Source organism: Polynucleobacter sp. MWH-CaK5 (assembly GCF_018687615.1).
Lineage (GTDB): Bacteria > Pseudomonadota > Gammaproteobacteria > Burkholderiales > Burkholderiaceae > Polynucleobacter.
Map to the genome: position 1 here is coordinate 693,398 of NZ_CP061299.1, position 23,050 is coordinate 716,447.

Sequence of the window (23,050 nt, forward strand, 5' to 3'; positions counted from 1 at the left end):
ATCACTTGAAATTTAGGCATATGTACCCACATACTGAACATAGATAATGGGAGATATCCATGAGATTAGATAAATTAACCAGTAAATTCCAAGAAGCTCTGGGCGAAGCCCAAAGCCTGGCTTTGAACGCTGATAACCAATACATCGAGTCCGAGCATGTCCTATTGGCGATGTTGCAGCAATCTGATAGCACCGCTAAATCACTCATTAACCGAACCGGTGGTAACGCCCTTGCTTTGGAAAAGGCATGCCAAGCTTTGCTTGCTAAGTTACCTCAAGTGCAGGGCACGGGGGGTGATGTTCAAATTGGCCGCTCTTTGGCTGCACATTTGAACTTAACTGAAAAGGAAGCTACCAAGCGTGGCGATGATTTCATTGCAGGCGAACTTTTCTTATTGGTCTTAAGTGACGATAAGGATGACCTTGGTAAGGCGATCAAGGCTGCTGGTATTACCCGTAAAACTTTAGAAGCTGCCATTGAGGCAGTTCGTGGAGGACAGTCTGTGAATAGTGCTGATGCTGAAAATCAACGTGAAGCTTTAAAAAAATACACCCTCGATTTAACTGAGCGTGCGCGCTTGGGTAAATTAGATCCTGTCATTGGTCGCGATGATGAAATTCGTCGCGCGATTCAGATTTTGCAACGCCGTACTAAAAACAACCCAGTTTTGATTGGTGAGCCGGGCGTGGGTAAGACAGCGATTGTTGAAGGCTTGGCCCAAAGAATCATTGATGGGGAAGTGCCTGAAACTTTAAAAAATAAACGCGTTTTAGTTTTAGATATGGCCTTACTATTGGCTGGTGCCAAATACCGCGGAGAATTTGAAGAGCGTCTTAAAGCTGTTTTGAGTGATGTTGCCAAAGATGAAGGACAGACGATTGTTTTCATCGATGAAATACACACCATGGTTGGCGCAGGCAAATCTGAAGGTGCCATGGATGCAGGCAATATGCTGAAGCCTGCCTTGGCTCGTGGAGAGTTGCATTGCATTGGTGCCACAACATTGGATGAGTATCGCAAATACATTGAAAAAGATGCAGCATTAGAGCGTCGCTTCCAGAAAGTCATGGTTGGTGAGCCAAGTGTTGAAGACACGATCGCTATCTTGCGTGGCTTACAAGAAAAATATGAGTTGCATCACGGTGTAGAAATCACAGATCCTGCAATTGTTGCAGCTGCTGAGTTATCTCATCGATACATCACCGATCGCTTCTTGCCAGATAAAGCCATTGATTTGATTGATGAGGCCGCATCTCGCATCAGAATGGAAATTGATTCAAAGCCAGAGGTCATGGATAAGTTAGATCGTCGCTTGATTCAATTGAAGATTGAACGTGAGGCGGTGAAGAAAGAAAAAGATGAAGCTTCTCAAAAGCGTTTGGCGCTGATCGAAGAAGAGATCAAGCGTTTGGGCAAAGAGTACGCAGACCTTGAAGAAATCTGGAAAGCAGAAAAGGGCGCTGCTCAGGGCACTGCTTCAATCAAAGAAGAGATTGATAAAGTTAAATCTGAAATCGTCAAATTACAACGTGATGGCAAGTTAGAAAAAGTTGCTGAACTGCAGTATGGCAAGTTGCCAGAACTGGAAGGTAAATTGAAATCAGCTGCTGTTGCTGAGGCCAAGGGTTCTACTTCTAAACACAAATTATTGCGCACTCAAGTGGGCGCTGAGGAAATCGCTGAGGTGGTCTCAAGAGCCACAGGTATTCCTGTATCAAAAATGATGCAAGGTGAGCGTGACAAGTTATTGCAAATGGAAGACTACTTGCACAATCGAGTGATTGGTCAAGAAGAAGCTATTACAGCTGTTTCTGATGCTATTCGCCGCTCACGCGCTGGCCTATCTGATGAAGGCAAGCCTTATGGCTCATTCTTGTTCTTGGGCCCAACAGGTGTTGGTAAGACAGAGCTTTGTAAAGCGCTGGCTGAGTTCTTATTTGACAGTGATGAGCATTTGATTCGCATTGACATGAGTGAATTCATGGAAAAGCACAGTGTGGCTCGTTTGATTGGTGCGCCTCCAGGATATGTGGGTTACGAAGAGGGTGGTTATTTAACTGAACTCGTTCGTCGCAAACCTTATAGCGTCATCTTGTTGGATGAGGTTGAGAAGGCTCACCCTGATGTGTTCAACGTCTTGTTGCAGGTCTTGGACGATGGTCGCATGACGGATGGACAAGGTCGTACTGTGGACTTTAAAAATACTGTGATCGTGATGACCAGCAATTTAGGTTCGCAAATGATTCAGTCAATGAGTGGCCAGCCACAAGAGAAACTCAAAGAAGCTGTGATGGGCGATGTGAAAGAGCATTTCCGACCTGAGTTTTTAAATCGTATAGATGAAATGGTTGTGTTCCATGGCTTAGACCAAAAGAACATTGCTGCGATTGCCAAGATTCAGTTGCAACGCTTGCGTGATCGTTTGGCGAAGATGGACATGTTGCTAGAGGTCAGTGACGCTGCACTTGCACGGGTATCTGAGGCCGGTTATGACCCAGTCTTTGGGGCAAGACCGCTGAAGAGGGCGATTCAACAATACATTGAAAACCCAGTGGCTCGATTGATTCTGGAAGGCAAGTTTGGTCCTAAAGCCATTGTTCCAGTAGACGTTGATAAAAATGGGGCATTCATGTTTGATCGGGTTGTCCATTAAGCTAACCCCAGGCTCTAAGCAAAATCTAGCAGCCTGATTCAATCAGTAGTAACATCGGCCAATGACTATTCGCAGAGACGCGGAGGTTATTGGCCTTGTCAGTGTGGCCCATGGCACCTCCCATTTTTATCACTTAATTCTTGCGCCATTATTTCCATGGTTGAAAGTTGAATTCGGGCTCAGTTACGCTGAGCTTGGATTCTTGATGACCATGTTCTTCATCGTCTCAACCATCATGCAAGCTGCTGCTGGTTTTTGGGTTGATCATTCAGGCCCTTTAAAAGTTCTTTTCTTCGGTGTTGCCATGTTGGCTATTTCAGCCATTGTCTTGTCCTTTTCAAGTGGCTATTGGAGCTTGTTATTTGGTGCTTGCTTAGCAGGTCTTGGCAACGGTGTATTTCATCCGGCTGATTACACCTTGATCAATCGTCGAGTTTCACCAGAGCGAGTCGCTCATGCTTATTCAATGCATGGAGTTTCAGGGGCTCTTGGTTGGGCTGCTTCGCCAGCAGTACTGGTAGCCGTCACCACCTTTGCTGGTTGGCGCCAAGCCTTGTTGGTTGCGTCAGCGATTGCCTTTGTGATGTTGGCTGTTCTCTACTGGAGACGTCATGTCTTGATGGGCTCTCAAGAACAGCGTGATCTTGAAGAGACCGCCAGAAAAAATTCATCCGCACTGTCTTTTGATTATTTGAAGTTGCCGATGGTGTGGATGTGTTGGGGATTTTTCTTTTTAAGTGCTTTGGCTTTGAGTGGCGTGCAAAGTTTCGCGCCAACGGCCATGCAGTTGCTTTATGACTTACCCATTGCATTGACCACTACCGCGTATTCATCTTATATGTTGGCCAGTGCTGGTGGTATGTTCCTTGGTGGCTTTGTGGCAACTCGAGCACGCTTCCCAGAGAGAGTCATCGCGATTGGTTTTATTTTAGGTAGTTCTATTTCAGTTCTGATTGCCATGACTGTGGTGTCAGGTTCGACCATGATGAGTTTGTTCACCGTGATGGGTTTTTGCGTGGGCATTGCTGGACCATCAAGAGACTTGATGATTCGTTCAGCGACTCCGAAAGAGGCTTCTGGCCGGGTCTTTGGCACTGTTTATTCAGGTCTTGATTCAGGTTTGGCGATTGGTCCATTGATGTTTGGTTTATTGATGGACTGGAAGTTGGTGCCAGGAGTTTTCATCTTGATTGCTGCATTTTTAATGATGGCCTTGCTCACTGCCTACCGGGTAGGTGAAAATAATCGCTCTGTAGAATTAAAAAACGCTTAAAGATATTTTTGGAGAGAGCCATGAGTTTTGCCACCACTGATCTATGTGATGCTAATGAAGATTTGATTGCAACTGGAGTCCTGCGTGTTTGTGCACCCGGTTTTCGTGCATTTGGTGGCTTATCTAAGTTCAAGGGTCCAGCAGTCACTCTCAAGGTGTTTGAAGACAATACCTGGGTCAGAACTATCCTAGATGAGCCTGGTCAGGGAAGGGTATTGGTCATCGACGGTGGTGGCTCTATGCGTTGCGCCTTGGTTGGCGGTAATTTAGGTGTATTGGCAGAGAAAAATAACTGGGCAGGCATTCTGGTCAATGGCTGCGTGCGTGACACATTGGAGCTGGCCCAAGCCAAAGTGGGCATCAATGCGTTGGCCGTTCATCCGCAGAAAAGCGTCAAACGCAATGTGGGTGAGCGTGACCTGACCATTGATATGGCAGGCACAACGGTCAAACCTGGCGACATGATTTATGTGGATCAGGATGGGGTATTGGTTGCAGACAGACCCCTTGATTAACTGATTTATGTAAATTTGCTAAGTGTTGCATGTCATTGCAACTGATGATTTAGCATTCCACAATATAAAATACATCTCCTAAGTCATTAATTTAATTGGGATATATATTCTTTGTCCTAGTCAAATTAATCCTTGCAATCTTGTTCACAAGTACATACACTCTTATATAAGACATAAGACACAGCAATTTATATCTATATGTCTTATGGGCACATATTTTTGTTATTTAACGGGAGAGAAACATGTCAACACGTCAACAAGAAATCGATGCATTGCAAAAAGATTGGGATACAAACCCACGTTGGAAAGGTATCAAGCGCGGTTACACAGCAGCTGATGTAGTTCGTCTACGCGGTTCATTCCAGATTGAGCACACATTGGCTCGTCGTGGCGCTGAAAAACTATGGAACTTGGTTAACAACGAGCCGTACGTTAACTGTTTAGGTGCTTTGACTGGTGGTCAAGCAATGCAACAGGTTAAAGCTGGCGTTAAGGCAATCTACTTGTCAGGCTGGCAAGTTGCTGCTGATAACAACACATACTCATCAATGTATCCTGATCAATCTTTGTATCCAGTTGATTCAGTACCTAAGGTTGTTGAGCGTATCAACAATACTTTCCGTCGTGCTGATGAAATCCAGTACTCAAAAGGTATTGAAAAAGGTGACAAGGGTCACATTGATTGTTTCGCTCCTATCGTTGCTGATGCTGAAGCTGGTTTCGGTGGTGTATTGAACGCATTTGAATTGATGAAGGCCATGATCAAGGCTGGTGCTGCTGGTGTTCACTGGGAAGACCAATTGGCTTCAGTGAAGAAGTGTGGTCACATGGGCGGTAAAGTGTTGGTTCCAACACAAGAAGCTTGCCAAAAGTTGATCGCTGCTCGTATGGCTGCTGACGTTTGTGGCGTACCAACATTGGTGATCGCTCGTACAGATGCTGAAGCTGCTGACTTGTTGACATCAGACTACGATGAAAACGATAAGCCATTCTTGACTGGTGAGCGCACTGCTGAAGGTTTCTACAAGACTAAGAAGGGTATCGATCAAGCGATTTCACGTGCGATTGCTTATGCTGAATACGCTGACTTGGTATGGTGTGAGACTGGTACACCTGATCTTGAATTTGCTCGCAAGTTTGCTGAAGCAGTTCACGCTAAGCACCCAGGCAAGATGTTGGCATACAACTGCTCACCATCATTTAACTGGAAGAAGAACTTGGACGACGCAACAATTGCTAAGTTCCAACGTGAGCTTGGTGCGATGGGTTACAAATATCAATTCATCACATTGGCTGGTATCCACTCTATGTGGTACAACATGTTTGACTTGGCTCAAGACTACGTTGCACGCGGTATGTCTGCTTATGTTGAAAAAGTTCAAGAGCCTGAGTTCGCAGCTCGTGATCGTGGTTACACATTCGTATCACACCAGCAAGAAGTTGGTACTGGTTACTTCGACGAAGTAACAACAGTGATTCAAGGTGGTGCTTCATCTGTAACAGCCTTAACTGGTTCTACAGAAGAAGAGCAGTTCCACTAAGCAAGTCATTGATTTGGGCGTATCCCGCCTGAGTTGATAGCCCGGCCAAAAGCCGGGCTTTTTTATTGCCTAAAATCTTTTTTATGACTTATTGGGATAGTCTGTTTGAGCTTCCCAAGAAGCTTCAATGAAAGCTGGTAATTTCATGCATTCATCAAATACTTGTTGAATCTTTGTGAAGTTACTTAGATCGCAGTTGCTTGCTTTGGCATTCATGATCTGCGGAATCAAGCACACATCAGCCATACTGATGTCATCACCAAGACAGAATTTTCCTTGGCGTGCTTGTGTTGATAATGTCTTTTCTACGCCAGCGAGTCCAACTTCAAGCCAGTGTTTAGTCCATGAGCTTTTTTGATCGTCGCTTAGCTTTAATTCTTTGTGCAAGTATTTCATTACCCGCAAATTATTCAAAGGATGAATGTCGCAAGCAATGTCCATGCTCAAGGCTCTGACCCAAGCTCGCTCCTCAATATTCTTTGGCAACAAGGCGGGTGTTGGATGAACTTCCTCTAAGAACTCAATGATGGCCAGTGATTGGCGCAGAACATGAGAGTCATGCTCTAAAACGGGGACCAGATCCTGGGGGTTTTTGGCTGAGTAGCTTGGCAGGTGCTGTTCGCCGCCTTGCTTTAAAAGGTCCACAGGGATGACCTCATGGCTTAGGTTTTTAAGATTGAGCGCAATTCTGACTCTAAAAGCCGCTGAGCTTCGCCAATAGCTAAATAATTTGATATCCATGAGTCATTCATTGTTTAAGTTTTACTCAGTTTATATCTAGAAAAGGTTTTCGTCTTTATCTGAATTAAGCGAAAATAAGACCATGAATACAAATTGTCCTTTGTGCACCTCTGATGGTGGTGAGCTAATCTGGAAAAATCACGAGTTACGTGTCATTTTGGCCAATGAGCCAGAGTTACCTGGCTTTTGTCGTGTGATTTGGAATGAGCACGTCGCTGAGATGAGTGATTTGAGTCTCGATCAGCGCGGTCGTTTATTGCACATCATGTTCTTAATTGAAAAGACGATGCTGGAGGTCATGCAGCCCAATAAAGTGAACCTCGCTGCTTTAGGCAATATGGTGCCTCATCTTCATTGGCACATCATTCCTAGATTCAAAGAAGATGTGTTTTTTCCAGGATCTGCTTGGTCTGAGAAACAAAGAGAAAGCAATGCTGCGCATCTTCAAAAGCAGTTAGTCAAAGTTCCTGTGATGGTCAAGCGTTTGCAAGATCTTCTAGGCCACGCTTAAGGTTGATAGGTTTCAATGAATCCACAAAAACGCTTGGCTTTTTTTGAGGCACTGAAAAGCAACAATCCGAAGCCGACCACGGAACTTGAGTACACCACGCCTTTTGAATTATTAGCAGCTGTTTTATTGTCAGCTCAAGCAACAGATGTATCAGTCAATAAAGGTACCAGGGTTCTTTTTCCAGTAGCGAATACTCCTGAAGCAATTCATGCTCTTGGTGTTGATGGCTTGATACCTTACATTCAGCACATTGGGTTATTCAAAACCAAAGCCAAGCATTTGATAGAAACCTGTCGCCTCTTGATCGAGCGTCACGGAGGAGTGGTTCCTGAAGATAGGGAAGCTCTAGAAGCGTTGCCAGGGGTTGGCAGAAAAACAGCCAATGTCATTTTAAATACGGCGTTTGGTCATCCGACCATGGCAGTTGATACGCATATCTTCAGGGTGTCTAACAGAACTGGATTAGCGCCAGGCAAAGATGTCTTGGCTGTTGAGATGGCATTGTTAAAGCGAGTGCCTAAGGATTATCTGATTGATGCTCATCATTGGTTGATTTTGCATGGCCGCTACACCTGCAAAGCTAGAAGCCCTGATTGTGCAAAATGCATTGTTGAGCCATTATGCTCATTCAAAGAAAAGAATTTCTCGATATGAGTTTGTTTAATCCCAGCAAAGAAGAAGTCAGGCAGTTTTTTTGTGAGGCCTGGGCCAAGCAGCAGCGCTCTGGCATTCTCACGCCCATGGAATCCATCGCCGCCAGATGGATGGTGGAGCATCCTGAGTATCACGGCATCTTGAGTGATCTTGAATCTGCCAAAGAGGCTGAGTACACCCCTGAAAAAGGACAAACCAATCCTTTCTTACACCTATCCATGCACATGTCGATTACTGAGCAGGTGCAAATTGATCAGCCACCTGGTATTCGTGAAGCCAGCAAGCAATTGTCGATCAAATTAGATTCTGAGCATGAGGCTCAGCACAAGATCATGGAATGTTTGGGGCAGGTTCTTTGGAATGCTCAAAGAGATGGAACTCCACCAGATATGGTGGTTTATGTTGAAGCCATTAAAAAATTACTTTAGTGTTGCCCGTCTAGCAAGTCAGGTGTTTAGCTAGATGACTGAAGTTTTTCTTGAGCTCTGGCCATGGCAGCCGCAATGATGGCACGCTTGCGTTCAATCTCAGATTTCTCATCTTCAGTTTTGGCATTTTCAAGATCAAGAGCCTTGGATTTATTTTTAGCCTTGAGAGCCAAGCGGCGGATATTGTCTAGTTCTTCACGTTCCAATCTCTTTTCACGAGACTCATAACGATTTCTAGCTAGATCAGCTAGCTCCTGACTCCAGGCATCCCAGCCAGTTGCTTTTCCGGTGACAGGAACCATGGTGATGCAATCAACTGGGCAGGGTGGAATGCAGAGATCACATCCAGTACACCATTCATCAATCACCACGTGCATTTGCTTTGATGCTCCGACGATGGCATCAACTGGGCAGGCCTGAATGCAAAGCGTACAACCAATGCATGCCTTTGACTCAATCAGAGCGATTGAACGAGGGCGCTCTTCGCCATTGTGAGGATTGAGTTCTAAAACTTCTTTGTTAAGTATTTTTGCTAAACGCGCAATGCCTTCTTGTCCGCCGGGTGGGCACTGATTGTGTGGCGCTTCGCCACTAGACATGGCTTTTGCATAAGCCCTGCAGTCAGGGTAGCCACATTTGGTGCATTGAGTTTGAGGAAGTGCGGCTAATAGACGATCCGATAGGTCATCAAGACCGTCTATGGCTTTATGCATTCTTTGCAGCAGGTTTTCTAGCGGCTACTTTTTTAACAGCAGGTTTCTTGACTGCTTTTTGCACAACAGCTTTACTTCCCTTGATGGCGTGTTTGCGAATGAATTGTCCTACTTCTGGGTAGACCATTTCACGCCAGCGACGTCCAGAGAAAATACCGTAGTGACCAGCACCTTTGACTTCGTAGTGCTGTTTTTTACTATCAGGAATATTTTTACATAAGCCGTGAGCAGCTTTTGTTTGACCACTACCTGAGATGTCATCCAACTCGCCTTCGATGGTCAAAAGGGCTGTGCCTTTGATGTCTTGCGGCTTAACTAACTTGCCGCCAACAAACCATTTACCAGTTGGTAAAGAGTGGTCTTGGAAAACTGTTTTGATGGTGTCTAGGTAGTAAGCTGCATCCATGTCCAACACAGCGTTGTATTCATCATAGAACTTGATATGGGCTTGAGCATCTTGCTTATCGCCCTTGACCAAGTCTTGGAAATAATCCCAATGAGACTGAACGTGGCGATCTGGGTTCATTGCAACAAAGCCGGTGTGCTGAAGGAAGCCTGGGTACACACGACGTCCTGCACCAGCATGTGGGGGTGGTACTGTGAACACCACATTGTTTTCAAACCATTCATATGATTTGTTAGTAGCGGTTGAGTTCACCATGGTTGGGCTCTTGCGAGCATCAATCGGACCACCCATCATCGTCATGGTTCTTGGTGTTACTTCACCATTCGAAGCCATCAATGAGATAGCGCCTAATACCGGTACTGTTGGTTGGCAAACGGATAGAACGTTCAAATCTTTTGCGCCAATCTCACGGATAAAGTCTTGGATGTAATGAACGTAGTCATCCAAAGAGAAGCTGCCATCTTCAAGAGGAACTAAGCGAGCATCGACCCAATCAGTGATGTAAACCTTGTGATCTTGTAGCAATGTACGAACTGTGTCGCGCAAGAGTGTGGAGTGGTGACCTGATAAAGGCGCCACGATTAAAACCACTGGATCTTGCTTGAGTTTTTTAATGACATTGACGTCATCAGAAAAGCGTTTAAAGCGAACTAATTTACAAAATGGTTTATCAACCACGGTAAATTCGTTGATGGCAACATTCTTGCCATGCGCCATCACTGTTTTAATTTTGAATTCTGGCTTCTCGTATTCTTTACCTAAACGGTATAGAAGCTCATATCCAGCAGCGATTCTGGTGGCTGATGGAAGAAGTGAGAGTGGATTGCTGGGATTAACAAAGGTCTTTGCTGTTGCCTGAGCCCATGCTGTCAAAGGTTGAAGCAAGGCTTTTTGGAACTCTTGATATTGATACAGCATCAGTTAATCTCCCGAAATCTAAAAATGTCCAAAACGGAGTTAAGGACTGGTGTGCCATTAGGCACTTTTTACATTAGCTAGATTATCCCTAAAAATATCAATTTGTGCAATGCAACATTTTGATGCTGGGAGCACCAAAATGTTGTCTAAGACATTGATTTAAAACGATTATAAAACTGAGGCAATCGCTTTGGCCACGCCATCAATATTCTTGCTATTGAGGGCTGCAACGCAGATACGACCAGTAGAAACAGCATAAATGCCGTATTCCTCACGTAGACGATCCACCTGATCTGATGTCAAACCAGAGTAGGAGAACATGCCTCTTTGGTCGTTAACGAAGCCAAAATCACGTTTTGCACCAGCTTGGGCCAATTTGGTCACCAAAGAATTGCGCATTAATTTGATGCGATCGCGCATTTCTGCCAACTCTTGCTCCCACATGGCGCATAGTTCTGGGGTATTTAGGACCGTAGCAACCACCGTACCACCATGAATTGCTGGGTTGGAGTAGTTAGTGCGAATCACACGCTTTAACTGTGACATCACGCGTGTGGACTCATCTTTGCTCTCAGTAACAATCGATAGGGCACCAACGCGCTCACCGTACAAAGAGAAAGACTTTGAGAATGAGCTAGAAACAAAGAAGCAAAGGCCTGATTCAGCAAATAGGCGAACCGCAGCACCATCTTCATCAATATTGTCTGCAAAACCTTGATAAGCCATGTCCAAGAAAGGAATCAATTGCTTGGCTTTGCAAATTTGCACAATTTGCTTCCATTGATCCACAGACATGTCCGCGCCCGTTGGGTTATGGCAGCAGGCGTGCAATAAAACCACTGATTTGGCTGGAAGAGCCTCTAAAGACTTAACCATGCCTGTAAAGTTCACGCCACGTGTTTCAGGGTCGTAATAGGTATAGTTTTGAACAGGGAAGCCAGCGTTTTCAAAGATGCCGCGATGATTTTCCCAGCTTGGATCGCTGATAGCCACCACAGCATTAGGCTCTAAGCGCTTGATAAAGTCAGCGCCAATCTTGAGGGCACCTGTACCGCCAACTGCCTGGGCAGTTACGACACGACCAGAGGTCAAAATCGCAGAATCTTTACCAAACAAGAGGTTTTGTACCCCTTGGTTATAAGCTGCAATACCTTCAATGGCTAAATAGCCACGGGCGGCAGATTTTTCCATCATGATCTTTTCTGCAGCCTGTACGGCACGCAATAATGGGATCTTTCCATCATCGGTGAAATACACGCCAACCCCAAGGTTTACCTTGGTTGCACGGCTGTCAGAGTTATAGGCTTCATTGAGGCCAAGAATGGGGTCACGGGGGGCAAGTTCGACGTTTGAAAAGAGGCTCATAGTATGAAATATGTCAGAAAGTTCAAGCAAGCCTAGAATGATAGCCGAGATGCCAAAAAAGACAGAAAAAAAATCAGAAATTCAGACTGAAAGCCCTCCAGAAAACATCATTCGTTTTCCGGGTTCCCCCTTCCTGCTTCACCAGCCATTTCCACCCGCTGGAGATCAGCCTGAGGCCATTGCTCAGTTGGTGGAGGGGATTGAGGATGGCTTGATTTACCAAACTCTTTTGGGTGTTACTGGTTCAGGTAAGACCTACACCATGGCCAATACGATTGCGCGCTTGGGTCGTCCGGCCATTATTTTTGCTCCTAATAAAACACTCGCAGCTCAGCTATACAGTGAGTTCAGAGAATTTTTTCCGCAAAATGCCGTTGAGTATTTTGTTAGTTACTACGACTATTACCAGCCTGAAGCGTATGTACCGACCAGAGATCTTTTCATTGAAAAAGATTCTTCGATCAATGAGCACATTGAGCAAATGCGATTGTCAGCCACCAAGAGTCTTTTAGAAAGACGTGACACGATCATCGTTTCAACTGTTTCTGCCATTTACGGTATTGGTAATCCGGGTGATTACCATCAAATGGTTTTGACTGTTCGTCAGGGAGATAAGTTAACTCAGCGCGACATCGTGACACGCTTGATAGCGATGCAGTACGAGCGCAATGACGTAGATTTTTCAAGGGGTACCTTCCGAGTTCGAGGCGATACCATCGACGTGTTCCCAGCGGAACACAATGAGCTGGCGGTGCGGATTGATTTGTTTGATGACACGGTGGACAGTCTTCAATTTTTTGATCCATTGACCGGCAGAATTCGTCAACGCATTCCACGCTTCACGATTTATCCAGGCTCGCACTATGTGACCCCTCGTGAAACTGTCTTGCGAGCGATTGAAACCATCAAAGCAGAATTGCGTGAACGGTTGGATTTCTACATCAAAGAAGGTAAGTTGGTGGAAGCTCAGCGTTTAGAGCAGCGCACACGTTTTGATCTTGAAATGTTATCTGAGTTGGGTTTCTGTAAAGGCATTGAAAACTACTCAAGACATTTGTCGGGCGCCAAGCCAGGCGAAGCACCGCCAACATTGGTTGATTACTTGCCGCCAGATGCGCTGATGTTCTTAGATGAGAGCCACGTTCTGATAGGTCAATTGAACGGTATGTATAACGGCGATAAAGCTCGTAAATCAACCTTGGTTGATTATGGCTTTCGCTTGCCATCAGCGATGGATAACAGGCCGTTGAAATTTGAAGAGTTTGAGACGAAGATGAGGCAAGTAATTTTTGTCTCAGCCACTCCGGCTGCCTATGAAGAGCAGCATGCCGATAAAGTGGTCGAGCAGGTTGTCAGGCCGACCGGTCTTGTGGATCCTTTGATTGATGTAAGACCGGCTTCCACTCAAGTTGATGATGTGCTGAGCGAGATACATGCACGCATCAAAGTGGGTGAGCGCGTGTTGATCACGACTTTAACGAAACGCATGTCAGAGCAGTTGACTGATTTCATGTCAGATAACGGTATCAAGGTGCGCTACTTACACTCTGATATTGATACTGTTGAGCGTGTAGAAATATTAAGAGATTTACGTCTGGGTGTTTTCGATGTATTGATTGGTATCAACCTCTTGCGCGAGGGCTTGGATATTCCAGAAGTTTCTTTGGTGGCGATTTTGGATGCTGACAAAGAAGGCTTCTTGCGTTCAGAAAGAAGTTTGATCCAAACGATTGGTCGAGCGGCCAGAAACGTGAACGGTAAAGCGATTTTGTACGCTGACAAGATGACCGATTCAATGAAAAAGGCCATCGGTGAAACTGAGCGCCGAAGAGCCAAGCAAACTGAGTTCAATCAATTGCATGGCATCACGCCTAAAGGGGTTGTGAAGCGAATCAAAGATATCATTGATGGCGTTTATGACGTTGATGAGAAGCGTCAAGAGCTAAAATATGAACAAGAAAAAGCTCACTATGAAGATATGAGCGAAAAGCAGTTGGCCAAAGAAATAAAGCAGCTAGAAAAGATGATGGTTGATCACGCAAAGAACCTTGAGTTTGAGAAGGCTGCGCAAACAAGAGATCAGCTATTGAAGTTGAAGGCGATGGTTTTTGGCGCTGAGTTACACGACACAATTCAATTGAATGGAAATTAGGCATGTTTGGGTTTAAAGATTTTCGCCGTTTGTGGGCGCGCTGGAAAGAATCAAGGGATGCCTCGCAAGCATTAGATACTTTATTGCTCGTACCAGATGACACCGCTGACTTGGCTGATCGGAATCGCTGGGTAGTTGAATTGGCCTACTGGTTGCGCCGCACAGAAAAATCAACAAAAAATAAACCAACTACAACGTTAGAGGGTCATCCAGAGCATGCGCGCTTAAGATCATTTTTAAAGATCCTTGAGCAACGACCAGATGTCAAATTAAAGATTGCAAAGTTGATACGCAGTGTTTTGCGAGACAACGATGCGCTTTCATTGCTTTGTGACACAGGGGTTGCGACCAAGCCTAGTTTTTGGGGGGAGATCACTGAGCGTTTGCGCAATCATTTGATTTCGCCGCCACCGAATAAACCAGAGCTCACAGTTTTATTTGCTCTTGGCTTTGTTGGGCCTCATGACGCCTCTTGGGTTCATGATTTAGATGAAGATTTATTGCATTCACTCTATGAGTTAACTCATTATCAAGAAGATAAGTCTGATGGCAATAACTTGTTCAAAGACATGTCTGAAGCCATCATGATCTTGATCAGTTACATCAGTTCTGCTGGTTTGAGTTATTCAGTTAGATCAAGACTTCGTGGGGTCAGTGGTCAGGATTCACCTTTTTATCGCTTAGGTAAACTGGCTGAAGACATTCTCAAAGCAGGACCTCACTTAAATGAGCCTACTTATCAAGCAACATTAAAAGAATTTCACGATGTATTGAATGCTTGTTACATTGCCTGCGATGATGTTTATGCTCATCTTGATGAGAATGGCGTTTCTGTAGAAACAGTCTTTCAAGTTGAGACCATGCGCTTGCGTTTAGCAAGAGTAGAAACATTGTTAGAGGCTTGGCTTCATCGTGATCAGACACAATTATTTGCCAAGTTAACAGCAGATTTGATTCTGACTGTTCAAGGTCATCGCAGTATCAAGCGCCTTGCAGAACAAACATTTGCTTTGTTATCAAGAAAAATGGTTGAGAGAAGTGCTGAGACTGGTGACCATTACATTGCGGGTAGTCGAAAAGAATATTTTTCAATGCTCAAAAAATCTTTGGGCGGTGGCGCGATTGTTGCTGGCACGGTTTATTTGAAGTTTCTGATCACCAACCTTGGCTTGGTTCGTTTCTTTGAAAATATTCTTTTGACAGTTAACTATGCTGGTAGCTTTTTATTAATTCAATTTGCTAATTTCACTTTGGCCACCAAGCAGCCGGCCATGACAGCGCCTGCTCTGGCGCAGTTATTAGACGACGTTAAAAGCAAAGAAGGTCTAGATCGTTTTGTTGATCGAGCCATGGCTTTGATGAGATCTCAGGCGGCATCTATTTTTGGTAACTTGGCAATGGTTGTTCCTGTAGTGATCGCCATTCAGGTGGCCATCATCTTGTTGATGGGGCATGCAACCATGAACCCAAGCAAGGCCACTCATATTTTCGATACTGTTTCACCATTCAGTGGAGCATTTTTATTTGCTGCTTTCACGGGTGTACTTTTATGGCTTTCAAGCGTGATTGCTGGTCTGATCGATAACTGGTTTGTTTTGCATCGCATTCAAGATGTGATTCGTTACAACCGCAGAATCACGATGGTGTTTGGTGACATCAGAGCTGCAAGGTGGGGGCAGTGGTGGAGAGACAATATTTCAATTGTTGCGGCTAACGTTTCCTTGGGCTTTTTATTAATCTACGGTCCAACCTTTTTAGGATTCCTAGGGATTGGCATGGAAATCCGACACATCACACTTTCTGCTGGACAGTTTGCAGCTGCTGCCACAGCCCTTGGATGGAAAACATTCTTGATGTCTGGCTTCTGGTTGGGTATTTTTGGTGTTTTATTGATCGGTGCCTTCAATGTACTGGTCAGCTTTTCTTTGGCTTTCAACATGGCTTTGCGTTCAAGAGATTTGCCAACTTTGGATAGAAGGCGCCTTTATGTGGCCGTCAGAAGAAGAATCAAGGCTGATTTCAAGTCTTTGCTATTCCCACCTAAATAATTGATTTTTATGATTTATTTATCTGGTGGCTTAGCATTAACTAGTACTTGAGCAGTTTAATTGGGTATCTGATAAACTTGAGCACAAGAGTCAGGTATTAAACGTTTCAACAACCCAATATTGATGAGGTAAGAGATGAGACTAACAACCAAAGGACGTTTCGCTGTCACTGCAATGATTGATTTAGCCCTGCGCGAATCTCATGGACCAGTAACGCTTGCCGGCATTAGCCAAAGGCAACATATTTCATTGTCATATTTAGAGCAGCTGTTTGGCAAATTACGCCGCTTTGATATTGTTGAAAGTACCCGTGGGCCAGGTGGTGGATATACCTTGGCGCGCAGAGCAGACCAGGTCACAGTGGCTGACATCATCATTGCTGTTGATGAGCCATTGGATGCAACGCAGTGCGGCGGCAAAGGTAATTGCCGTGGTGAAGATGCCGGTCATGGTCGTTGTATGACGCATGATTTATGGACCAGCTTGAATCAAAAGATGGTTGAGTACTTGAGCTCAGTGTCATTGGCTGACTTGGTCAAGCAACAAGAAGGCAGAGTCCGTGTTGGGGACATTCGTGAGAGCAAGATAAAAATTGAAGCTCCAAGAGCCTCTAAGACATCTGCTGCAAGCGCCAAAAAAGAAGTTGAAGCTAAGAAAAAGCCATTGGCAAATTCAGTATTCACTTTTGCCCAGCAAATTAATTGATATTAGATGTATTCACAGAATAACTAAAAAGATATTGAGATAAAAGGAAACAAACATGTCATCACCTAAACCAGTACCTATGTTTAGTCCAGAGCACTTCCCAATTTACATGGACTACTCAGCCACAACACCAATCGACCCAAGAGTGGTCGATGTGATGATTCCTTATCTTCGCGAACAGTTCGGTAACCCAGCATCACGCAGTCATGCTTATGGTTGGAGTGCGGAAGAAGCTGTTGAGAATGCTCGCGCAGAAGTTGCAAAATTGGTGGGTGCAGATCCGAGAGAAATCGTTTGGACCAGTGGCGCTACTGAAAGTAATAACTTGGCTATCAAGGGTGCAGCTCACTTCTACAAAGAAAAAGGCAAGCACATCATTACAGTTAAAACAGAGCACAAGGCAGTGTTAGACACTTGTCGTGAGTTAGAGCGTGAAGGTTATGAAGTTACTTACCTTGATGTATTACCAAATGGTTTGATTGATTTTGAAAAATTCAAAGCGGCTGTTCGCCCAGACACCATCGTTGTTTCTGTGATGTTTGTGAACAATGAAATTGGCGTGATTCAAGATATTGCCAAGATCGGTGAGTTCTGTCGCGAGAAGGGCATTGTGTTTCACGTAGATGCAGCCCAAGCCACAGGCAAGGTTGCGATTGATTTGCAAACCCTCAAAGTTGACTTGATGAGCTTTTGTGCTCACAAAACATACGGACCAAAGGGCGTGGGCGCTTTATTTGTACGCCGTAAACCACGTATTCGTATCGAAGCTCAAATGCATGGTGGTGGTCATGAGCGCGGCATGCGTTCAGGTACTTTGCCAACACATCAATTGGTCGGCATGGGTGAATGCTTCCGCATTGCTCGTGAAGAAATGACCACTGAAAACGAACGCATTCGTATGCTAAGAGATCGTTTGTGGAATGGCTTAAACCAAATCGAAGAGGTGTACCTCAACGGTGATATGGATCAGCGCATTCCGCATAACTTGAACATCAGCTTCAATTATGTTGAAGGTGAATCCATGATCATGGCTTTGAAAGACATTGCCGTGTCATCAGGCTCTGCATGTACTTCAGCATCATTGGAGCCATCTTATGTATTGAGATCATTGGGTCGCAATGATGAATTGGCACACAGCTCAATTCGCTTCACGATCGGTCGCTTTACAACAGTAGAAGATGTTGATTTCACGATTGAATTGGTGAAAGGCAAAATCGCAAAATTAAGAGATTTGTCACCGTTATGGGAAATGTATAAAGATGGTATTGATTTAAATACGATCCAATGGGCTGCACATTAATTTTTATTGATCAATCAATAGTATTTAAAGATAACTGAGAAAGTAACTGAGGAAATAAAATGGCATACAGTGAAAAAGTAATTGAGCATTATGAAAATCCACGCAACGTTGGATCCTTTGAAAAAGGTGATGACCACGTGGGCACAGGCATGGTCGGCGCACCAGCTTGCGGCGATGTGATGAAGTTACAAATCCGCGTGAATGATCAAGGCATCATTGAAGATGCTAAGTTCAAAACTTATGGTTGTGGTTCAGCGATTGCCTCATCTTCTTTGGTAACAGAGTGGGTCAAAGGTAAGACTTTGGATCAAGCGCTTGAAATCAAGAACGCTGCGATTGCTGAAGAATTGGCTTTGCCACCGGTAAAAATTCACTGCTCTATCTTGGCTGAAGACGCCATCAAAGCAGCAGTGGCTGACTACAAAGAAAAGCACGCTAAATAATCATGGCCATTACTCTGACAGAGAAAGCTGCTAAGCACATCACGCGTTATATCGAGCGTCGTGGCAAAGGCGTTGGCTTGCGTCTTGGGGTGAGAACAACTGGTTGTTCAGGGCTTGCTTATCAACTTGAGTATGTTGATGAAATTTTGCCTGAAGACACCATGTTTGAATCTCTAGGGGTCAAGGTATATGTTGATCCTAAGAGTTTGGCTTATTTGGATGGCACAGAGCTTGATTATGTGCGCGAAGGCCTGAACGAGGGATTTAAGTTCCAAAATCCTAATGTAAAAGATGAGTGTGGTTGTGGCGAATCTTTCAGGGTTTGATGATTACTTTTCCTTATTTCAGCTAAAGCCACAATTTAAGATTGATAGGCAGGCTTTGGAGTCTGCTTATTTGACTGTGCAACAGAAGGTTCATCCTGATATGCATGCTCAGGCCAGTGATTCTGATAAGCGCGTCTCAATGCAGTTATCAGCTTTGGCTAACTCAGCCTACCGAACGCTCATGAACCCCATTCAAAGGGGTTTGTACATGTGTTCAAGAAATGGGGTTGATCCTCAGTTAGAAACAAATACTGCGATGCCTGCTCAATTTTTGATGCAGCAGATGGAGTGGCGAGAGACTTTGGATGATGTCAGAGATCAGCCTTCTAAATTGGATGAGTTGTACAAAGAAGTAGAACAAACAAGAGTGAATTTATTAAAAGAAGTAGAGCTTGCGATTGATGAGGCCAATGATTTTGACTTGGCAGCAAAGCAATTACGAGCTTTATTGTTCATTGATAAATTCGGTGCAGAACTAGAAGACGCAATATCAGCATAAACAATAAATAAAAATATGGCCTTATTACAAATTGCCGAACCTGGTCAATCACTTGCTCCTCATCAGCGCCGCATCGCTGTTGGTATAGATTTAGGAACAACCAATTCATTGGTTGCCGCCATGAAAAATGCTCTGCCTGAGGTTTTGGGTGATGAGCAGGGAAGAAAGTTATTGCCTTCAGTGATTCGTTACTTGCCAGGTGGAACCACTCAAGCAGGCTACCAAGCATTACAAAATGCCAATGGCGACCCAAAAAATACCATTATTTCAGTGAAGCGTTTCATGGGCAGAGGTCTTTCTGATATCGAGCATGCTCAAACAATGCCCTATGAATTTATTGATGCTCCTGGGATGCTCAAGATCAAAACGGTCTCTGGTGAAAAAAGCCCAGTTGAAGTTTCTGCAGAAATCTTAGCCAGATTACGTCAACGTGCCGAAGACTCTTTCGATGATGAAATCGTTGGCGCCGTGATCACTGTGCCAGCTTACTTTGATGATGCTCAACGTCAAGCCACCAAAGATGCCGCTAAATTAGCCGGAATTGAGGTTTTACGACTCTTGAATGAGCCAACCGCTGCTGCTATTGCCTACGGCTTGGATAACGCCTCCGAGGGCTTGTATGCTGTGTATGACTTGGGTGGTGGAACATTTGATATTTCGATTTTGCGTTTAAGCAAAGGTGTTTTTGAGGTGCTATCCACAGGTGGAGACTCTGCCTTGGGTGGTGATGACTTCGATCATCGTTTGTATTGCTGGGTTCTAGAGCAAGCAAAGTTACAGTTGTTGTCTGATAAAGATACCCGCTTATTACTCACAGCATCCAAAGAAGTTAAAGAGCAGTTGAGTAAAAACCCATTGGCGCGTGTGCATGCGACTCTGAGTGACGGCACAACGATCAACGTTGGCATCAGTCAGGCTCAGTTCTTTGAGTTAACCCAACACTTGGTTAACAAAACTTTAATGGCTGCTAAGAAGGCCCTTAGAGACGCTGGTTTGACTGCGGAAGAAATCAAGGGTGTGGTCATGGTTGGTGGCGCCACTCGCATGCCTCATGTTCAAAGAGCAGTGGGTGAGCTATTTGGTCAGACACCGTTGACTAATTTAGACCCCGATCAAGTGGTTGCAATGGGTGCTGCTATGCAAGCTGATTTATTGGCAGGCAATCAACAAAAGGGAGATGAGTGGTTGCTCTTGGATGTGATTCCTCTCTCCTTGGGTGTTGAAACCATGGGCGGCTTGGTTGAAAAAATCATCCCACGCAATACCCCGATTCCAGTTGCAAGAGCTCAAGATTTCACGACCTTCAGAGATGGTCAGACGGCTTTGGCTGTTCACGTTTTACAGGGTGAGCGCGAAGTCGTTGATCACTGCCGATCACTGGCTAAGTTTGAGCTCAGAGACATTCCTCCGATGGCCGCAGGTGCAGCCAGAATTCGAGTCACGTATCAAGTGGATGCGGATGGCTTATTGTCTGTAACTGCCAGAGAGCAGCATTCAGGGGTTGAGGCTAACATCAATGTGAAGCCTTCTTACGGTCTTTCTGATGTGGATATCACCACCATGCTTCAAGATGGCTTTAGTCATGCTGCTGATGATGTGCAAGACAGAGCTCTTCGTGAAGAATTGGTGGATGCGAAGCGTTTGATTGAAGCGGTAGACGCTGCTTTGGCTGAAGATCAGCACTTGCTTGATGAAGATGAGCTAGACATCATCAGTCGCAAGTTAAAAGCTCTTAAGGACTTGATTGAGTCAGCAAAAGACACTCAGGTATTGAGACGTTCAGTGGAGTCATTGTCAAAAGCAACCGATGATTTTGCTGCTCGCAGAATGAATGAAAGTATCAAAAAAGCGTTGTCTGGTAAAAAGATAGAAGAAATTTAATAGGAATTAAAAATGCCACAAATTGTTGTTCTTCCTCATGCTGATTATTGTCCTGAAGGTGCTGTACTAGAGGCTTCTCCTGGTGCCACTATTTGTGAAGCATTATTAGAAAATGATATTGAGATCGAGCATGCATGTGAGATGTCATGTGCTTGTACAACTTGCCATGTGATTGTGCGTGAAGGCATGGCCAGCTTGAATCCTTCCGATGAAGCTGAAGATGATTTACTTGATCGTGCCTGGGGCTTGTGTCCTCAATCACGCTTATCTTGCCAAGCGGTGGTTGCTCAGCAAAATTTGGTCATTGAGATACCGAAGTACTCAATCAACCATGCCAAAGAAAATCATTGATCTTCGGTATGAGAGATTGAAGTAAAGAGAAGCTGAAGCATCAGATGTAAAAAAGGGACCCTTGGGTCCCTTTTTAATTTCGCTTCTTATGTTTAATCTTCTTTTCTCAAGTGCGGGAAAAGAATCACGTCTCTGATGTTTGGTGAGTCAGTGATCAACATCATCAAGCGATCGATACCAATGCCGCAGCCACCAGTTGGAGGCATGCCGTACTCTAAGGCGCGAATGAAGTCTGCATCAAAGTACATCGCTTCCTCGTCGCCAGCTTCTTTTTGAGCAACTTGCGCATGAAAGCGAGCGGCTTGATCTTCTGCATCATTTAACTCAGAGAAGCCATTGGCAATCTCACGGCCAGTAATGAATAACTCAAAGCGCTCTGTGATGCCTGGTCTTGTGTCGGATTCTCTGGCCAATGGGCTGACTTCAATAGGGTAGTCAATAATGTAAGTTGGTTCCCATAGATGCTCTTCAGCAGTAGCTTCAAACAAAGCCAATTGAAGAGCTCCAAGGCCAGCATTTTTAAGAGTTGGTCCATTGATGTCTTCGCCAGACTTTTTAAGTTCTTGACGGACAAATTCTTTATCTTCCAATTGAGCAGCGGTGTACTGTTTTTTCGATAAAGGCGCGTATTTAAGAATTGCTTCAGCAATGGTTAAGCGTTGAAATGGCTTTGATAAATCTAACGGTTTACCTTGGTAAGTCAAATTCGCAGTGCCCTGAGCATCAATCGCTGCTGCTCTGATGAGCTCTTCGGTGAAGGTCATGAGCCACTTGTAGTCTGTGTAGGCTGCATAGAACTCCATCATCGTGAATTCTGGATTGTGTCTTGGGCTGACACCTTCATTGCGGAAGTTTCTGTTAACTTCAAAAACACGTTCAAAACCACCAACCACCAAACGCTTCAAATAAAGCTCTGGAGCTATGCGCAGATACATTTCCATGTCTAAGGCATTGTGATGGGTGATAAATGGTTTTGCAGCTGCGCCACCTGGGATTGGGTGAAGCATCGGTGTTTCAACTTCCATGAATCCCGCATCTTGCATGTGATGACGTATTGAAGACATCGCTTTGCTGCGAGCCAAGAAGGTTTGGCGTGTTTCTGGAGAAACGATCAAATCAACATAACGTTGACGGTATTTCATTTCCTGATCTGAAAGGCCGTGGAATTTATCAGGAAGAGGGCGCAATGATTTTGATAAAAGACGCAAATCTTTTACCAGGATCGATAGTTCGCCTTTATTGGTTTTGAAGATGACGCCTTCAGCAGCGATGAAGTCACCCATGTCCCAATGCTTAAAGGCATTGTGCGCATCAGCACTTGCATCAGCATCATTGATGTAAAACTGAATTTGACCTGTGCGATCTTGAACAGTCGCAAAACTGGCTTTACCCATCACACGCTTGAGCATCATTCGACCAGCCACTTTGACCGTGATGTTTTTCTCAGCTAAATGCTCTTTGCTGATTTCACCATAGTGCTCGTGTAAGTCGGCAGCATGATGTGTGGGTACAAAATCGTTGGGGAATGCCACACCATTTTTGCGCAATTGAGCTAATTTTTCGCGACGTTCTGCAATGATGTGATTTTCATCGACGATGGGCGTTTGTTCTTCTTGACTCATGATG

General features: G+C 44.7%; 21 protein-coding genes. 16 read left to right on the plus strand and 5 right to left on the minus strand.

Going from position 1 to position 23,050, the window contains the following annotated elements; all coding sequences use genetic code 11:
* Positions 1 to 59: 59 nt before the first annotated feature.
* The 4 genes from clpB (at position 60) to aceA (ending at position 5,983) form a co-directional block, all read left to right on the plus strand.
* Positions 60 to 2,654 (plus strand): ATP-dependent chaperone ClpB, encoded by a 2,595-nt coding sequence (gene clpB, locus GQ367_RS03625; RefSeq protein ID WP_215291549.1) that lies wholly within the window; start codon positions 60 to 62, stop codon positions 2,652 to 2,654.
* A 61-nt stretch (positions 2,655 to 2,715) separates the two neighbouring features.
* A complete protein-coding gene (locus GQ367_RS03630) occupies positions 2,716 to 3,927 on the plus strand; it encodes an MFS transporter (RefSeq protein WP_215291551.1) in 1,212 nt (403 codons plus the stop codon).
* A gap of 20 nt (positions 3,928 to 3,947) precedes the next feature.
* On the plus strand, positions 3,948 to 4,442 hold the full coding sequence (gene rraA / locus GQ367_RS03635; RefSeq protein ID WP_215291553.1) for a ribonuclease E activity regulator RraA: 495 nt from the start codon (positions 3,948 to 3,950) through the stop codon (positions 4,440 to 4,442).
* A gap of 242 nt (positions 4,443 to 4,684) precedes the next feature.
* Positions 4,685 to 5,983 carry an isocitrate lyase gene (gene aceA, locus GQ367_RS03640; RefSeq protein WP_215291555.1) on the plus strand — a complete coding sequence of 433 codons (1,299 nt, stop codon included), beginning with the start codon at positions 4,685 to 4,687 and terminating at the stop codon, positions 5,981 to 5,983.
* 81 nt (positions 5,984 to 6,064) lie between these two features.
* Here the strand turns inward: aceA and maiA are convergent, their stop codons facing one another.
* Positions 6,065 to 6,718 (minus strand): maleylacetoacetate isomerase, encoded by a 654-nt coding sequence (gene maiA / locus GQ367_RS03645; RefSeq protein WP_215291876.1) that lies wholly within the window; start codon positions 6,716 to 6,718, stop codon positions 6,065 to 6,067.
* An 88-nt stretch (positions 6,719 to 6,806) separates the two neighbouring features.
* On the opposite strand from maiA, the gene GQ367_RS03650 reads away from it, so the two are divergent.
* Genes GQ367_RS03650 through GQ367_RS03660 form a run of 3 tightly spaced genes read left to right on the plus strand, consistent with a single transcriptional unit; the run spans position 6,807 to position 8,317 of the window.
* Positions 6,807 to 7,235 carry an HIT family protein gene (locus GQ367_RS03650; RefSeq protein WP_215291557.1) on the plus strand — a complete coding sequence of 143 codons (429 nt, stop codon included), beginning with the start codon at positions 6,807 to 6,809 and terminating at the stop codon, positions 7,233 to 7,235.
* Between the two features lie 15 nt (positions 7,236 to 7,250).
* Positions 7,251 to 7,889: an endonuclease III gene (nth, locus tag GQ367_RS03655; protein WP_215291558.1), complete on the plus strand. Its 639-nt coding sequence runs from the start codon at positions 7,251 to 7,253 to the stop codon at positions 7,887 to 7,889.
* A gap of 2 nt (positions 7,890 to 7,891) precedes the next feature.
* Positions 7,892 to 8,317 (plus strand): DUF1841 family protein, encoded by a 426-nt coding sequence (locus GQ367_RS03660; RefSeq protein ID WP_215291877.1) that lies wholly within the window; start codon positions 7,892 to 7,894, stop codon positions 8,315 to 8,317.
* A gap of 26 nt (positions 8,318 to 8,343) precedes the next feature.
* Here GQ367_RS03660 and rsxB read toward each other — a convergent pair whose 3' ends face one another.
* From rsxB to GQ367_RS03675, 3 genes are all read right to left on the minus strand, one after another.
* Complete coding sequence (gene rsxB / locus GQ367_RS03665) at positions 8,344 to 9,030, minus strand: electron transport complex subunit RsxB (RefSeq protein ID WP_215291560.1); 687 nt, start codon at positions 9,028 to 9,030, stop codon at positions 8,344 to 8,346.
* Positions 9,023 to 10,354, minus strand: coding sequence for a polyhydroxyalkanoate depolymerase (locus GQ367_RS03670; RefSeq protein WP_215291562.1), 1,332 nt, complete (start codon positions 10,352 to 10,354; stop codon positions 9,023 to 9,025). The genes rsxB and GQ367_RS03670 overlap by 8 nt, the downstream gene beginning before the upstream one ends.
* A gap of 168 nt (positions 10,355 to 10,522) precedes the next feature.
* Entirely contained in the window at positions 10,523 to 11,719 is a 1,197-nt protein-coding gene (locus tag GQ367_RS03675) for an amino acid aminotransferase (RefSeq protein ID WP_215291564.1), read from the minus strand.
* 49 nt (positions 11,720 to 11,768) lie between these two features.
* Between GQ367_RS03675 and uvrB the strand changes: the two genes are divergently transcribed.
* The 9 genes from uvrB (at position 11,769) to fdx (ending at position 21,424) form a co-directional block, all read left to right on the plus strand.
* Positions 11,769 to 13,871 carry an excinuclease ABC subunit UvrB gene (gene uvrB / locus GQ367_RS03680; protein ID WP_251370206.1) on the plus strand — a complete coding sequence of 701 codons (2,103 nt, stop codon included), beginning with the start codon at positions 11,769 to 11,771 and terminating at the stop codon, positions 13,869 to 13,871.
* 2 nt (positions 13,872 to 13,873) lie between these two features.
* Positions 13,874 to 15,919 (plus strand): site-specific recombinase, encoded by a 2,046-nt coding sequence (locus tag GQ367_RS03685; protein WP_215291567.1) that lies wholly within the window; start codon positions 13,874 to 13,876, stop codon positions 15,917 to 15,919.
* A gap of 135 nt (positions 15,920 to 16,054) precedes the next feature.
* On the plus strand, positions 16,055 to 16,624 hold the full coding sequence (locus GQ367_RS03690; protein ID WP_215291569.1) for a Fe-S cluster assembly transcription factor: 570 nt from the start codon (positions 16,055 to 16,057) through the stop codon (positions 16,622 to 16,624).
* 79 nt (positions 16,625 to 16,703) lie between these two features.
* Positions 16,704 to 17,924, plus strand: a complete 1,221-nt coding sequence (locus GQ367_RS03695) for an IscS subfamily cysteine desulfurase (RefSeq protein ID WP_215291878.1) — start codon at positions 16,704 to 16,706, stop codon at positions 17,922 to 17,924.
* Positions 17,925 to 17,983: 59 nt separating this feature from the next.
* A complete protein-coding gene (gene iscU / locus GQ367_RS03700; RefSeq protein ID WP_215291571.1) occupies positions 17,984 to 18,367 on the plus strand; it encodes a Fe-S cluster assembly scaffold IscU in 384 nt (127 codons plus the stop codon).
* A 2-nt stretch (positions 18,368 to 18,369) separates the two neighbouring features.
* Positions 18,370 to 18,693, plus strand: a complete 324-nt coding sequence (gene iscA / locus GQ367_RS03705) for an iron-sulfur cluster assembly protein IscA (protein WP_215291573.1) — start codon at positions 18,370 to 18,372, stop codon at positions 18,691 to 18,693.
* Positions 18,659 to 19,192 (plus strand): Fe-S protein assembly co-chaperone HscB, encoded by a 534-nt coding sequence (hscB, locus tag GQ367_RS03710; RefSeq protein WP_215291574.1) that lies wholly within the window; start codon positions 18,659 to 18,661, stop codon positions 19,190 to 19,192. Before iscA ends, hscB begins: the two co-directional genes overlap by 35 nt.
* 15 nt (positions 19,193 to 19,207) lie before the next feature.
* Positions 19,208 to 21,073: a Fe-S protein assembly chaperone HscA gene (hscA, locus tag GQ367_RS03715; protein ID WP_215291576.1), complete on the plus strand. Its 1,866-nt coding sequence runs from the start codon at positions 19,208 to 19,210 to the stop codon at positions 21,071 to 21,073.
* A gap of 12 nt (positions 21,074 to 21,085) precedes the next feature.
* On the plus strand, positions 21,086 to 21,424 hold the full coding sequence (gene fdx, locus GQ367_RS03720) for an ISC system 2Fe-2S type ferredoxin (protein WP_215291579.1): 339 nt from the start codon (positions 21,086 to 21,088) through the stop codon (positions 21,422 to 21,424).
* Positions 21,425 to 21,516: 92 nt separating this feature from the next.
* Here the strand turns inward: fdx and lysS are convergent, their stop codons facing one another.
* Positions 21,517 to 23,046, minus strand: coding sequence for a lysine--tRNA ligase (lysS, locus tag GQ367_RS03725; RefSeq protein ID WP_215291581.1), 1,530 nt, complete (start codon positions 23,044 to 23,046; stop codon positions 21,517 to 21,519).
* Positions 23,047 to 23,050: the final 4 nt, after the last annotated feature.

Coding starts and splice junctions, on each gene's coding strand:
- aceA (WP_215291555.1), top strand. CDS start 4,685: ATGTCAACACGTCAACAAGAAATCGATGCATTGCAAAAAGATTGGGAT.
- GQ367_RS03685 (WP_215291567.1), top strand. CDS start 13,874: ATGTTTGGGTTTAAAGATTTTCGCCGTTTGTGGGCGCGCTGGAAAGAA.
- uvrB (WP_251370206.1), top strand. CDS start 11,769: ATGCCAAAAAAGACAGAAAAAAAATCAGAAATTCAGACTGAAAGCCCT.
- GQ367_RS03630 (WP_215291551.1), top strand. CDS start 2,716: ATGACTATTCGCAGAGACGCGGAGGTTATTGGCCTTGTCAGTGTGGCC.
- GQ367_RS03670 (WP_215291562.1), bottom strand. CDS start 10,354: ATGCTGTATCAATATCAAGAGTTCCAAAAAGCCTTGCTTCAACCTTTG.
- GQ367_RS03695 (WP_215291878.1), top strand. CDS start 16,704: ATGTTTAGTCCAGAGCACTTCCCAATTTACATGGACTACTCAGCCACA.
- iscU (WP_215291571.1), top strand. CDS start 17,984: ATGGCATACAGTGAAAAAGTAATTGAGCATTATGAAAATCCACGCAAC.
- rraA (WP_215291553.1), top strand. CDS start 3,948: ATGAGTTTTGCCACCACTGATCTATGTGATGCTAATGAAGATTTGATT.
- GQ367_RS03690 (WP_215291569.1), top strand. CDS start 16,055: ATGAGACTAACAACCAAAGGACGTTTCGCTGTCACTGCAATGATTGAT.
- fdx (WP_215291579.1), top strand. CDS start 21,086: ATGCCACAAATTGTTGTTCTTCCTCATGCTGATTATTGTCCTGAAGGT.
- rsxB (WP_215291560.1), bottom strand. CDS start 9,030: ATGCATAAAGCCATAGACGGTCTTGATGACCTATCGGATCGTCTATTA.
- GQ367_RS03675 (WP_215291564.1), bottom strand. CDS start 11,719: ATGAGCCTCTTTTCAAACGTCGAACTTGCCCCCCGTGACCCCATTCTT.
- nth (WP_215291558.1), top strand. CDS start 7,251: ATGAATCCACAAAAACGCTTGGCTTTTTTTGAGGCACTGAAAAGCAAC.
- hscB (WP_215291574.1), top strand. CDS start 18,659: ATGAGTGTGGTTGTGGCGAATCTTTCAGGGTTTGATGATTACTTTTCC.
- clpB (WP_215291549.1), top strand. CDS start 60: ATGAGATTAGATAAATTAACCAGTAAATTCCAAGAAGCTCTGGGCGAA.
- GQ367_RS03650 (WP_215291557.1), top strand. CDS start 6,807: ATGAATACAAATTGTCCTTTGTGCACCTCTGATGGTGGTGAGCTAATC.
- hscA (WP_215291576.1), top strand. CDS start 19,208: ATGGCCTTATTACAAATTGCCGAACCTGGTCAATCACTTGCTCCTCAT.
- iscA (WP_215291573.1), top strand. CDS start 18,370: ATGGCCATTACTCTGACAGAGAAAGCTGCTAAGCACATCACGCGTTAT.
- lysS (WP_215291581.1), bottom strand. CDS start 23,046: ATGAGTCAAGAAGAACAAACGCCCATCGTCGATGAAAATCACATCATT.